Annotated in this window: 11 protein-coding genes; 6 read left to right on the top strand and 5 right to left on the bottom strand. The window is 46.8% G+C overall.

From position 1 onward, the window contains the following. Positions 1-121 precede the first annotated feature (121 nt). Entirely contained in the window at positions 122-340 is a 219-nt protein-coding gene (locus tag AB0L18_RS22380; protein ID WP_367389554.1) for a hypothetical protein, read from the bottom strand. Between the two features lie 117 nt (positions 341-457). Here AB0L18_RS22380 and AB0L18_RS22375 point away from each other — a divergent pair, with 117 nt between their 5' ends. Beyond that, positions 458-1,951, top strand: a complete 1,494-nt coding sequence (locus tag AB0L18_RS22375) for an aminotransferase class V-fold PLP-dependent enzyme (protein ID WP_367389553.1) — start codon at positions 458-460, stop codon at positions 1,949-1,951. A gap of 259 nt (positions 1,952-2,210) precedes the next feature. Next, entirely contained in the window at positions 2,211-3,350 is a 1,140-nt protein-coding gene (locus AB0L18_RS22370) for a cysteine desulfurase family protein (protein ID WP_367389552.1), read from the top strand. Positions 3,351-3,418: 68 nt separating this feature from the next. Here AB0L18_RS22370 and AB0L18_RS22365 read toward each other — a convergent pair whose 3' ends face one another. After that, a complete protein-coding gene (locus AB0L18_RS22365; RefSeq protein ID WP_367389551.1) occupies positions 3,419-3,883 on the bottom strand; it encodes a DUF4268 domain-containing protein in 465 nt (154 codons plus the stop codon). Further along, positions 3,883-4,938: an endonuclease/exonuclease/phosphatase family protein gene (locus tag AB0L18_RS22360; protein ID WP_367389550.1), complete on the bottom strand. Its 1,056-nt coding sequence runs from the start codon at positions 4,936-4,938 to the stop codon at positions 3,883-3,885. Before AB0L18_RS22360 ends, AB0L18_RS22365 begins: the two co-directional genes overlap by 1 nt. A 168-nt stretch (positions 4,939-5,106) precedes the next feature. On the opposite strand from AB0L18_RS22360, the gene AB0L18_RS22355 reads away from it, so the two are divergent. From AB0L18_RS22355 to AB0L18_RS22345, 3 genes are all read left to right on the top strand, one after another. Beyond that, positions 5,107-7,932, top strand: coding sequence for a carboxypeptidase-like regulatory domain-containing protein (locus AB0L18_RS22355; RefSeq protein ID WP_367389549.1), 2,826 nt, complete (start codon positions 5,107-5,109; stop codon positions 7,930-7,932). 73 nt (positions 7,933-8,005) lie between these two features. Beyond that, on the top strand, positions 8,006-10,021 hold the full coding sequence (locus AB0L18_RS22350; RefSeq protein ID WP_367389548.1) for a DUF5689 domain-containing protein: 2,016 nt from the start codon (positions 8,006-8,008) through the stop codon (positions 10,019-10,021). A gap of 255 nt (positions 10,022-10,276) precedes the next feature. After that, positions 10,277-11,011 (top strand): tRNA1(Val) (adenine(37)-N6)-methyltransferase, encoded by a 735-nt coding sequence (locus AB0L18_RS22345; protein WP_367389547.1) that lies wholly within the window; start codon positions 10,277-10,279, stop codon positions 11,009-11,011. Between the two features lie 218 nt (positions 11,012-11,229). Here AB0L18_RS22345 and pfkA read toward each other — a convergent pair whose 3' ends face one another. Both pfkA and AB0L18_RS22335 read right to left on the bottom strand, forming a co-directional pair. Next, positions 11,230-12,216 carry a 6-phosphofructokinase gene (gene pfkA / locus AB0L18_RS22340; protein WP_367389546.1) on the bottom strand — a complete coding sequence of 329 codons (987 nt, stop codon included), beginning with the start codon at positions 12,214-12,216 and terminating at the stop codon, positions 11,230-11,232. Between the two features lie 18 nt (positions 12,217-12,234). Next, entirely contained in the window at positions 12,235-13,080 is an 846-nt protein-coding gene (locus AB0L18_RS22335) for a hypothetical protein (RefSeq protein WP_367389545.1), read from the bottom strand. Between the two features lie 202 nt (positions 13,081-13,282). Here AB0L18_RS22335 and AB0L18_RS22330 point away from each other — a divergent pair, with 202 nt between their 5' ends. Beyond that, a complete protein-coding gene (locus AB0L18_RS22330; RefSeq protein ID WP_367389544.1) occupies positions 13,283-13,786 on the top strand; it encodes a TRAP transporter small permease subunit in 504 nt (167 codons plus the stop codon). Positions 13,787-13,788: the final 2 nt, after the last annotated feature.

Below are 13,788 nucleotides of genomic sequence, written 5' to 3'. Positions count from 1 at the left end.
CATTAACAAAGAAGTAAGAAATAATAGCTTAACTTAATGTGGCTCCCCCAAAAAACACAAAAGCCGAAACTCACCCCTCGGTAAGTTTCGGCTTTTGCGTTTCTGCTTAGCAGTATTTGTTTTAAGCTGCGGTAGAAGCTTGGGGCGCTTTGGCCTCGATAAACTTCTTACCATCCCATTTGCCGAGCCACTCAACTTTCTTGCCGATAGCGATATAGTGCTCATAAGCGCGGGTAGCAGCAGCTTTCTCTATACGGTGAAGTGTTACGTTATTAGGGAAATCTACAATCGTCAGGTAGTACTTTCCTTTACCATAGTCAAATCCTTTCTTTCTTCTCATCGTTAATTTTTATCTCAAAAACAACAAGGTACGAAAAATAGTTGATTTTCTGTTAGTTTTGAGCGCTTATATGTCGTTTTTGCTTACTACTTTTGTCGCAACCAAGTTCAGATATCAATGCCTACCACTGCCACTACCACTGCTTTAGAACAATATTTCGCTGCTTTTCGCAAAAATGTGATCGGGCATAATATGCGCTTTGATACGCCTTACGGCAACCAGCCCTTGGTCTATGCTGACTGGACAGCGAGCGGCCGGATGTATGGGCCTATAGAAGCATTGCTCACCGAAGAGATCGCACCATTTGTGGGAAATACCCACACGGAAACCACCGTCACCGGCTCCTCTATGACCATGGCCTACCATCATGCCAAGGAAATTATCAAGCAGCATTGTGGTGCCCACAAAAGAGATGTGATGATCTCTTCCAATTCAGGGATGACGGGGGTTGTCAATAAGTTTCAGCGTATCCTGGGCCTTAAACTTCACGAGCGTTTCCGCGAAAAAGTAAGCCTCAGCCCCGAAGAGCGCCCCATCGTTTTTGTGAGCCACATGGAGCATCACTCTAATCAAACTTCCTGGCTGGAGACCATCGCCCAGGTGGAGGTAATTCGCCCTTGTTCACAAGGCTTGACGGATTTGGAATGCCTGAGTGAGTTGTTGGAAAAATACCAGGACCGTAAGGTGAAAATTGCTGCCATTACTTCCTGCTCGAATGTAACCGGAATAAAGACACCTTATCACCAAATTGCTGAGATGATGCACCGTGTCGGTGGCTGGTGTTTCGTCGATTTTGCTTGTTCTGCGCCTTATATCGAGATCAACATGCGGCCCGAGAATCCGCTTCAACATCTTGATGCCATTTATTTTTCTCCTCATAAATTTTTGGGAGGGCCAGGATCTGCCGGGGTGCTGATCTTTGACCCTCAGCTCTACAAAAACCGGGTGCCCGACAATCCGGGCGGCGGTACTGTAGACTGGACCAACCCCTGGGGCGAACACAAGTACCTGGAATCTATCGAAGCCAGGGAAGATGGAGGAACGCCCGCATTTCTGCAAACCATTCGCACTGCCTTGTGTGTGCAGTTGAAGGAGCAGATGGACGTCCGCAAAATGCTCGCTCGCGAAGAAGAGCAACTGGAGATCATCTGGAGTGTTTTCGACCAAATTCCTAATCTCAACTTATTGGCCCAACAACATCGCCAGCGTTTGGGCGTGATTTCTTTTTACATCAGCAACCTTCATTACAATCTAGGTGTTCGTATTCTGAACGATCGCTACGGTATCCAGGTACGCGGAGGTTGTTCTTGCGCTGGTACTTACGGCCATTACCTGCTCAATGTAGATCAACAGTTCTCCCATTCGATCACGGATAAAATCAGTCGCGGAGACTTGACCGATAAACCAGGATGGATCAGGATGTCTATTCACCCGGTCATGAGCAATGAAGAAGTGCAGTACATTGCCGATGCCATCAAAGAACTGGCCGAAAACCACCAGGAGTGGGCCAAGGATTACGAGTATAATCCGCGCACCAATGAGTTTCACCACCGCAACGAGATCGGCACAGAAACGGGTTTGGTAGCTGATTGGTTTAGCCGCGAGTTGTAATGTGAGATTTACCTTTATGTATTGCCTAAAGGGTGGGCTTTGTGCAAGGTAAATCTCACCGTACTAGGTACTAGGTATAGGGTATAGGGATTCTGGTCTTGTTAAAGGCAGTTATCTCTTTTATTATTTCCAATATCGCCCATATACTGGTTTAGGAAATTAATGAGTATTGGTCTTTCAATCTCTCTACCCTCTACTAAAAAGGGTGCGAAGTAGCCTGTATCCCTCTACTGAGTTTGGATGAGAATTTAAACAACGCATGAGTAAGAAAAGAATATACCTGGACAACGCCGCCACCACACCCCTGGATCCCCAAGTCATTGAGGCGATGACTGTGGTAATGCAGGAAGTACACGGCAACCCGTCCAGCATACACGCGGAAGGCCGCCAGGCCAGAACAACGATTGAACAGGCAAGGCGCACCATCGCCAAGCACTTGAATGCTTCTATTGGCGAGATTTTCTTCACTTCCGGCGGAACAGAAGCCAACAACATGGCCCTCAAATGTGCTGTGCGTGATCTGGGTGTACGCCGGATCATTTCTTCGCCTATGGAACATCACTGTGTGCTGCATTCTTTGGATAGTATTAGCAAGCAAAGTGATCAGATCGAAATCGTTCACGTACAACTTAATGAAAAAGGGCAGGTGGTCTTAGATCACTTACGCAGCCTGCTGGCTGATCAAAGTCAGAAAACAATGGTTGCTTTGATGCACTCCAATAATGAGATCGGCACCATGATCGATCTTCAGGAGATAGGTACGCTTTGCCAGGAGTACGGCGCTTATTTTCATTCGGACACTGTCCAGACAATGGGCTACTATCCTATTGATGTAGAAGCGACACCGATCAGCTTTCTGTCGGGAGCTGCCCACAAATTTTATGGCCCTAAAGGCGTCGGGTTTATTTACATCAATGGCGATAACATCATCCAACCTTACCTCGATGGCGGCGCCCAGGAGCGCAATATGCGCGCGGGTACCGAAAACACTTACGGCATAGTAGGCATGGCCAAAGCGCTGGATCTGGCTTATCAGGAACGTACTGAGCGGGAGCAAAAAATCCGCTCATTGCGTACCTATCTTTGTGAGGAACTCGCCAAAGACTTTCCCGACGTTGAATTTAATGGCGACCCCGAAGGAGGCCACTACAAGGTGCTCAACCTGCGTTTCCCCGCTTCTCCAAAAACGGAACTCTTGCTGTTCAACCTTGATATTGCAGGCATCAGTGTAAGTGGTGGGAGTGCTTGCAGCTCAGGCACTGATACGGGTTCCCACGTCATTCGCGCCCTCCGCGGAGACGATGATGACGCTGTAAATATCCGCGTATCCTTTTCTCATCACAACACCCAAGCAGAGGTAGACCAGTTGTTGGGGGTATTGAAGCGTGTGTTGAAGTAAGCAGCGAATTTGAATTGGAGTTCAAGAAAATATGCTCATGTGTCCTTAAGTGTCTCATGTGGTCCCCCCTAAAACTTTAACGGCTCAAAGTGAAACTTCCCCATGGACCAGAACTCATCCAGGGCAATCAACCTGGTTTTGAAAAAAGAAATGATGGCAGGCCAATCTTCCTGATGAAAGAGGCTCACTCCTGGTAGAAGCGTGTAGACCTGACTAATTTCCTGGTATTGGGCATTAGTAGCCACTTCTTCCCAGCTCCATTCTTCGCCCATGTGCGTATGAAGTAAGCCCTTGAGTTCTAGGAGTTGCTCGTAAAACAGGCTTCTCAGGTCTGGATCTTTCTGGTTTAGTACAATGCCGATGTAGGCTTTTTCTTTATCAACATCCAAACTAAAGTTCAATCCCTTGAAGCCTGTTTTATAATTGATCCAGTTGACTTTCAGGCCATCAGCAGAAGGTATTGGTCGCATGTATTGACCAAAAGTGGTCCAAAACGATTTCCTGATCTGCGTAGCCTGTTCGCGAGAATACATCAATTAACCGGTTTCAGGATGGCCATGTATACGGGAAAGTGATCACTGTATCCTCCCAAATAAGCATCACCAGCAAAAGTACGGAAGGGATACCCTACAAAGTGACCATTCTTCTGGATGAGGTAGTTGGGGTTGTAAATATAAGCTTGATAAAAGCGGTAGCCTTTCTGGTTCTCATCCAGAAAGTTATCGCTGAGTATGAGTTGGTCGAATAAACTCCAGGCATCGCGATAAGCATTACTGCCCATTCCTTTGCGGAAAAACTCCCACATGGGGGTGTAAAAGCCACCTTTGCGCACCTTGTTTTTCTTGCCCTGGGCAGCGAGAACCTGGGCAACACTGGGCGAAGTGGGATCGTCGTTGAGGTCACCCATAATGACGATTTTGACATTGGGAATAGCCGTACGCAGGGAGTCACTCAGGTTTTTGCACACCAGTGCACCAGCATTGCGCAGGCGGGCACTAGCGGCTTCACCACCACGCCGGGAAGGCCAGTGATTGACCATCACATAAAGGGGCTCACCATCGTAAAGGCCACCCACGAGCAGAATGTCACGGGTGTAGATACGGTCTTCGCCGTTCAATTCATAAATCATGAGCGGTACGGCCCGACTTTCGGTCACCGTAAAATATTTGGGATTGTAGAGCAAGCCTACGTCGATGCCTCTACGATCGGGGCTGTCATAATGAACAATCTGATAATTGCGATCAGCAATGCTTTCTTGACTGACCAGATCTTCCAAAACACTGCGGTTTTCGATTTCAGCAACACCCAGCATGGATACACCATCGGGTGACATGTCAGTGCCTAGTTCGGAAATTACGCGGCTTAAATTGTTTAATTTATCATAATAAAGACGGCCATTGTAGTTCTTGGCACCCGCAGGAGAAAACTCCGTGTCATTTACATCTGGTGTGTCAATGGTGTCAAAAAGGTTCTCCAAGTTATAAAAACCCAGCAACCCTACCTTATATGCCTGCTCTTGTGCAGACAAGGAAAGGGTAAGAAAAAGGGCAAATGATAGACCTAGAAGATTACGGAAATGCTTAATCATAAGGCAGTTGTAAGGTATGGTTTCGATGTTTAAGACGAAATTTCGGCGACAAAGTACCGCATTTTAACGCATATCTTCTTTTAACTTTATGTTAAATCTGGGAAAATCCCTTTTTATAGCAACAAAGAAAAAACTATCTTTGCGTCGCTTTTTCACTCAAAAGTTAATATGACACAGACGAGCATTCATGTGGTGAAAACCACGCTAGCCCTCCTGCTCCTTAACTGTCTACCTTTCAATTTAGCAACTGCACAAACCATTATTTCGGGTACGGTTATTGACCAACGTACGAACGAACCTCTTCCAGGGGTAGAAGTTCGTGTTTTGTCCAATGACACGCGCACGGATGCGTTTGGGCAGTTTGAGTTGAATGTAGGTGTGACCGCAGGAGAAGACCTCTTGGTAAACATTCTTATTGAAGGTTACCAGGCTTACTCTAAAGAAGTATCTACCGCTAATGGCACCAGGATAGATCTGGGAAGAATTGGCCTTGCTGCTTCTGGTAGTGCTGATCCTACCGTGACCGATGAATTTATCCCTACCATTACGCTTAGTAGTGATGATCTTGATGGCGGCGGTGGCGCACAGAACATTTCTGGTGTACTTTCTGCTTCCAGAGATGTCTTCGTTTCGGCTGCCGCCTTTACTTTCGGTAGTGCGCGCTTCAACATCAGAGGCTATGACGCCAAGTACACGGACGTTCTTATCAACGGGATGCCAGTAAATGATCTGGAAACGGGTGGGGTGTTCTTCAATCACTGGGGAGGACTCAACGATGTATTTCGTCTACGTACCAACACCATTGGTTTAGGAGCCTCTAATTTTGCTTATGGTGGTGTAGGAGGAGCGTCGATCATCGATACGCGTGCTTCTGCACAAAGAAAAGAACTCCGGGTAGGTTACGCATCTTCTAACCGAACGTACACCAACCGCTTGATGGCGACCTACAATACAGGAATGTTGGAAAGTGGCTGGGCTTTCAGTTTCTCGGCTTCGCGCCGCTGGGCGGAGGAAGGCTACGTGGAAGGTACTTTCTACGATGCTTACTCTTACTTCCTATCTGCTGATCGCCGCCTTGGAGACAAAGCTACCCTGAACCTTACCGTTTTTGGTGCACCCATCAAGCGGGGTAAAATTTCCGGTGCTACGCAAGAAGCTTATGATTTGACGGGGAGCAACTTCTACAACTCCAATTGGGGTTTGCAAAACGGAAAAAAGCGTAATTCACGGGTGCAGAACATCCACCAGCCGATCGTTATCTTACGCAATGATTGGACGCTTTCTGAAAAGCTTCAGTTGACAACTTCTTTAGGCTATCAAACGGGGCGCACGGGCAATACTGCCCTCGACTGGTACGATGGCCCCGATCCTCGTCCAAACTACTACCGTAAGCTTCCTAGTTATTTTGAAGGAGACGTAGCAGATCAGATCACCACATTGTGGCAGACGGATGTCAATACACGCCAAATCAACTGGGATCAGATCTATCAGATCAACTATAATAGTTTCGCAACCGTCAATGATGCTAATGGTATTGAAGGTAATACCGTTACCGGTCTGCGTTCTCAGTATATCGTTGAGGATCGTCGTACCGACCTCAGTCGTCTCAATGCCAATACGGTGTTGGAAGCTTTTGTGAATGATCACCTTACCATCCAGTTTGGCGGTCAGTACCAAAACCAAACGACCGAAAACTACAAGCTGGTTGATGACCTGCTGGGCGGCGACTTCTACCTGAATGTCGATCGTTTTGCAGAATTCGATAGCTCGGGTATCTTCGTAGAGCATAACCTGGATGTTCCCAATCAGGTCCTCGAAGAAGGTGATCGCTGGGGTTATGATTTCGACTACGAAATGCGCAAATTTGACTTGTGGACACAGGCTAATTTCCGTTTCCCCAAAGTTGATTTTTACGTAGCAGGAAGTTACGGTCAGTCAAATATCTGGCGGTTTGGTAATATTGCCAACGGTAAATTTCCTACTACCAGTGCGGGTAAAAGTGCGGTAGTTTCCTTCACGGAACTGGGCGCTAAAGGTGGAATCACCTATAAACTCAATGGTAGAAACTACTTGTTGGTAAATGGTGCTTACCAAACCCAGGCACCTTTTGCACGTGATGTATTCTCAAGTCCACGGACACGCAACCAAGTCATCGACAACCCTACGGAAGAGAAAATTCTCTCCATTGAAGGGGGGTACCTGATGCGTTCTCCGAACCTGAAAATTCGTGCCATCGGCTATTTCACGCAGTTTAAAGACCAGGTTTTCAACCGTTCGCTGTTCCTGGATCGGGCCATTGAGTCTCCTGACGGAGGAACGCGCGGCGGTTTTGTCAACTACATTATGTCGGGCATCAACACCCAGCATGCCGGGGTAGAGTTGGCCATTGAGGCTAAAGTTACGCCTGCACTTACTGCGTCGGCGGTGGCGGCTATCGGGCAATACATCTACACCAATCGGCCTACAGCTACGATTTACCTGGACCAATTGGCTTCGAAAATTGATGAGCATCCTGTCTATATCAAGGAGTTCAACGTTGCGGGTGGACCTAATGAAGTATTTACTTTTGGTTTGAACTACAATAGTCCGAAGTACTGGTTTGCCAATATCAACTTCAACTATTTTGCGGGAACCTGGCTGGACTTCTTCCCTGAGCGCCGTACGCCAGAAGCGATTTCCTATACAGACAATCCAGAGGTAGTACAGGAGGTCGTAAGGCCGGATAGCGAGTTGTGGAACAGCATCCTGGACCAGGAACGCACGCCTGATGCTTTCACCGTCGACATCTTTGGCGGTAAATCCTGGAAGATCAATGATGTCTTTCTTTACCTGAATGTTGGGGTTAACAACATCCTCAACAAGACCGATTTCCGCACCGGAGGCTACGAGCAATTCCGCTTTGATTTCGAAACCAAAGATGTTGATCGTTTCCCGAATAACTACTTCTACAGTTTCGGACGCAACTACTTTGTTAGTCTGGCTTTCAAGCTCTAGACGACGGTATTAACCTTTAAAAACAGCGCTGCAACATGCTTGAGCAGTAAGCAGCAGATCATAAAAGTTGATTATGAACTTCAAATATTCTTTTCTATTCCTTTTTGTAGCCTTCTTGGGGCTTACTTTCTCCGCATGTGTGGATCAGGAATTTGACGAACCGCCAGGCCGTAATTTACCCGCCTTGGAGGCGAATGCAACCATCCAGCAAGTAAAGGATTTACACACCCTTGGTGGTGATGCTTCGGAAATTACGGAAGACTGGATCATTGCCGCTACTGTTGTTGCTGATGATGCCAGCGGCAATTTGTACCAGCAGTTGGTTATTGAAGATGCCAGTGCGGGTATTGTTATTCGCTTGGGCAATTCAGGTTTGTATACCTTGTACCCTGTTGGTACAGAGCTTTTTATTAAGCTAAAGGGCCTCTACGTCAATGATTACAACAACCTTTACCAGATCGCGGGTGATGCATCAGGTGGTCTGATTGCCGGGCCACTCATCGGTGAGTACGTGGTTGCTGGAGAGACCAAAGAAGTAACACCTACGCCAACCAGTTTGGAGGAGGTTCTAAGTAACCAGACCACCTTCAATAATTTACTGAGCCGATTGGTTGCCATGGAAGACATGCAGTTTGCTGCTGTTGACCTGGGCGATACTTACGCTCTGCCTGGTGGCGGTGGTGGCCGAAACCGTACCATGGAAGATTGTTTTGGTAATTCTGTTACGGTTCGCAACAGTGATTTTGCCGATTTTGCCGGACAGCCTATCCCTGAAGGCAACGGGCCACTAGTGGGTGTGCTTTCTGTGTTTGGCACAACTGTTCAGTTGACCTTGCGTAATACAGAAGATGTGCAGTTCAATGGCGAACGCTGTGGTGTAAGCACTGGTGGTGAGTTGGTTTCAATAGCCAACATTCGTGCCGCTTACAATGGAGGCTCGAATTCAGCACCTGATGATAGTAAAATCCGTGGTGTGGTCATTAGTGATAAAGACAATGGCAACTTCAATGGTCGGAATATGGTGATCCAGGACGGTACTGCTGGTATCGTTGTTCGCTTCAGCAGCAACCACAACTTCGCCTTGGGGGAAGAAGTGGAGGTCAGCATTAGCGGACTGGAGCTGAGTGAGTTCAATGGCTTGGTGCAAATCAATAACGTGCCAGTAGGAAATGCGGTATCTCAAGGCAACGGTACGCTACCTACTCCAAGAGTGGCTACCGTAGCGGAATTGCTAGCCAATGGTGATGCCTGGGAATCTACCCTGGTTCGCATCAATATGGCTACCATGAATGGTGGTCCGACCTACGGCGACGGGGTGACTATTGGTGATGGTACGGGCACAATCTCTATGTTTACTTTCTTTAGTGCTTCTTTCTCGGGCAATACCATCCCTACAGGAGAAGGGGTACTTACTGCTATCTTATCTGACTTTAATGGTCTGCAACTTAATATGCGCAATGCAAGTGATGCAGACTTTGAGGGAGGTACTGGCGGTGATCCTACCGAAATTACAGCGGCAGAATTACGCGCGATCTTCGAAGGTGGAGGTAGCAGCGTTCCGGCAGCGAAAATTTTAAAAGGAGTGGTGATCTCTGATGCCGGCAATGGCAACCTTACCGGGCGCAATCTGGTACTTCAGGATGCCTCTGGTGGCATTGTCGTACGTTTAACTGCTGATCATACCTTTGCCTTAGGAGAAGCATTGGAAATCAACGTTTCCAACCAAGAGTTGAGTGAATTTAATGGTTTGCTGCAAGTCAACAATGTACCTAATGCAAATGCACTTTCTTTTGGTCCAGGAACGCTGCCAGCTCCACGAATGGCTACCATTGAAGAGGTAACGGATAATCTGGAAGCATGGGAGTCTACCCTGGTTCAGATCGTAGACGTCAGTGTTGTGGAAGGCGGTACCTACTCGGGCAGTAAAACACTACAAGACGATACGGGCGAAATCCAGATGTTTACCCGCACCCAGGCGAGCTTTGCCAATAGCAATGTTCCTGCGGGGCAGTTTGCCGTTATTGGTATTGTTTCCCAATTTAATGATCCTCAGATCATTATTCGTAACCTTAATGACATCATTGAGTAATCATTAGTGTGTCAACTGATTTAGGTGGTCCCAACATTTCTGATCTTGAAGTGTTGGGACTACTGGTTTAGGGGTAGATGGGACTTTTACACCCTTACACCTTATTTGGGTGCGGGGTGCGGTAATGTGCGGAGTGCGGTTTAAAATTTCCGACTTCTCAATTCCTTCCGATACCTCGGAATCCGACCTTGAGGGTTAGATGGTACTTTTACACCCTTACACTTTTCCAACTTTTACACTTAAAAAAAGGTACTCATGCCCAGGAATTCATCTTCTTTTCGGTTTCAGCAATTCACTATTGAGCAAGATAAGTGCGCCATGAAAGTAGGAACAGATGGTATCTTGCTGGGGGCCTGGGCGCCCTTGTCGGATAGTCAGCAAATACTGGACATTGGAGCTGGAACAGGCTTGATTGGTTTGATGCTGGCGCAGCGCAAGAGTGATGCTGAGGTTACTATGGTTGAAGTGGATGAACAAGCTGCTGAACAAGCCATGAGCAATGTAGCAGCAAGCCCTTTTGGTGATCGTATAAAGGTGGTCTGCTGCGCGGTTCAGGAATTCCGGCCGGAAGGAAACCAGCAATTTGAATTGATTGTCAGTAACCCTCCCTTTTTTACGGGAGGGGTGATTTCAGAGCAAGAGGGTAGAGCGAGTGTTCGACACACTGTAAAATTATCGCACCAGGATTTGCTACGTAGTGTACAGCGTTTACTATCTCCAACTGGGAGTTTTTGCCTGGTATTACCTTGGCTGGAAGGTTTACGTTTTATGGAGCTGGCTAAAAGCTATCACTTGTATACATGGCAGAAAATAAAAGTTAGTGGCAGTCCTGAGAAAAGCCCCAATCGTCTTTTGCTGCTACTAAGAAAAACGCCGCCTCCGGGTGATGTATCAGAAGATGGTACTTTGAGCATCTATGCTACTGATGGGGCGGATGCGCCACGTAGCGATGCATATAAGGAATTGACGGCTGATTTTTTTGTTAAATAACGTGAGATGCTATGTTAGCATCTCACGTTAAAGTGCAGTATTGGCCTATTAGACTTGTTCGTCCGGGGGGCTTTGGTGGGAAGACGCTGCTATCTTTTGTTCCCGCAAGCGAACAAAGTGGGAACATAGCCTTAGCTACGTGACCACTTTGGTTGTGAAGTGGGAGCGGAAGAGAGCAAGTCAGCCCCCAAATGTTCCCGGCCGAACAAGTCTATTTGTTATATCGCCAAAATCTCGGCCATTCTAACCAGATTTCTATTTGGTGTTTTAGAATTGCTAATTGCTTCCCCAAATGGCGTGAAGACGACTTCATTGTTGACCAAGCCAATCATCTTGTTGGACTCGCCAGCAAGCAGCCCTTCCACTGCACCAAAACCCAGGCGGCTGGCCAGTAGTCGATCTAGTGCAGAGGGAGAGCCTCCGCGTTGCATGTGGCCAATAATAGTGACTTTGGTATCGTAGAAGTCGATGGCTTCTTGTACTTTTTGGGCCACTTCCGTCGTGGGGCCGAGTTTATGACCTTCGGCAACTACGATGATACCGAACATCTTTTTCCTTTTTACCCCCAGGCGTAATAACTCGATAAGATGTTCTAAACTCGTATCTACTTCAGGGATCACAACGTTACCAGCACCACTGGCAATGCCCGTAGCCAGGGCAATAAAGCCCGAATTGCGCCCCATTACCTCCACAAAGAAAAGGCGATTGTGAGAATCTGCCGTATCTCTGATCTTATCTACAGCTTGTACCGCCGTATTTACCGCCGTATCATAGCCAATGGTGTAGTCAGTACCAAACAAGTCGTTGTCGATCGTGCCAGGGATACCGATGATTGGAATATCGTATTCTTCCGAAAAGACTTTGGCACCCGTGAAGGTTCCGTCTCCACCGATGGCAACACAGGCATCAACATCAAAGGCCTGGAGCGCTTCGTAAGCACTTCGCCGTCCTTCGGGGGTCATAAACCTTTTGCTACGAGCAGTTTTCAGAATGGTACCTCCTCGATAGATAATATTACCAACATCCCGGATGTCGAGGCGACGCAAATCGCCATCAATCATTCCTTCATAGCCGTTGTGAATGCCAAAAATATGAAGATCGTGATAGGCCGCCGTACGGACAACTGCACGTATAGCGGCATTCATGCCAGGAGCATCTCCACCAGAAGTGAAGACTGCTATTCTTTTGATTTTATCTTTCGCCATTTTAATTTTTTCCGTCTCTTAATGAACAAATTCGCGGTGATAAGCAACCAGGTTGTCAATCGGTTGCTTGATGAAAATGCCGTGATGCATTGCCCTTTCGGTAAGTACAATTTTGAGCATGTCCTGAAAAACGTAAGCAATAGAACCAATGAAATGGACCGGAAGCCTCAAGTGCCCGTGATATTTGCGCACATGACGATCAATGAATTCCGCAAAAGAGCGGTAGAGAATACGTTGGATAAATGGATGATCAACGTGCTCCGACATAAATCGTGTAAAAGAGGCCAGGTAAACATTGGGAGGCGTACCATCGTATACGGTATCAAGAATTTTTTGCTTGCCACCTCCTACGAAAACTTCAAACTCTGTTTCCAGTTCTTTAGGTAATTCCCGATAGAAATAATGCCGGATGAGCTTTTTGCCCAAATGCGTTCCGCTTCCTTCATCACCGCAAAGGTAGCCGAGATTAGTTACATTGTCGATGACGTCTTTACCGTCGTAGAGACAGGTGTTTGAACCCGTACCGATGATGCAGGAAATACCAGGATCATTGCCACAAGTAGCACGTGCTGCACCTAATAAATCATGATGAACATCAATTTTGGCATTGGTAAAAACGCGTTTTAGGCCGTTTTCTATAATGACCTTCCGTTTTTTATCCCAACAGCCAGAGCCATAAAAATAGATTTCCGCCTCTTGCTCGAGGTCGATAATTCCTTTAAAGGCTTTATTCACTTCTTGCTCGATCTGATCACTGGAGTGAAACACAGGATTGAAACCCATGGTGTGGAGACTAGTCTCTTCTTCACCTGATAAAAATTTCCAATCTGCTTTGGTAGATCCGCTATCGACTATGACTTTCATGACCACGGTGGTGTTAACTTAATAATTTGCTCGGCAAAGGTAGTGTAAAATTTACACTAAGTGCAGCATTTAAGAGCGGAAAACTAGTTGTAAAATTTGTAATAACCAAGGATAATTTCAACGATCTCTACCAAAGGAAAGGAAAAGAACTACAATAGCTATTTGAGCAAATAAAATTTTTTACATTGCAAGAAAAATAATTATGGAGCGCTTGGCTTCCTGGATTGATCAAATAAACGAAAGGGTAGGGAAGGGCGTTTCCTGGTTGACTTTCGGCTTGGTACTGCTCGTTTTTGTCAATGTTTTTTTGCGTTACGCTTTTAATTTACCCCTGGCGTGGTCCAAGGAATTGGAGTGGCACCTGTTTGCCTTGATCTTCTTGTTTGGAGCTGGATACAGTCTTCGGCATGATCGGCATGTACGCGTTGACCTTTTTTATGAAAAAGCTGGGAAAGCAGACCAGCGACGGATAAACTTTTGGGGGACTTTACTCTTCCTGATCCCCTGGTGCCTGGTGCTTATCTATGCAGGTTGGCGAGCAGCTATGGATGCCTGGCGAATGGGAGAACGCTCACCGGAGACCGCTGGCTTGCCAAATTTGTGGTTGATCCAGTTTGCCCTACCCGTAGGAATGAGCTTGTTATTATTGCAAGGAATAGCCAAATTGATTCGTTCACGCGCCGAAGCATCGGAACAAGCTCAATAACA

It is taken from the genome of Lewinella sp. LCG006 (assembly GCF_040784935.1).
Taxonomy (GTDB): domain Bacteria; phylum Bacteroidota; class Bacteroidia; order Chitinophagales; family Saprospiraceae; genus Lewinella.
This window is presented reverse-complemented; position numbering and strand designations above follow the sequence as displayed.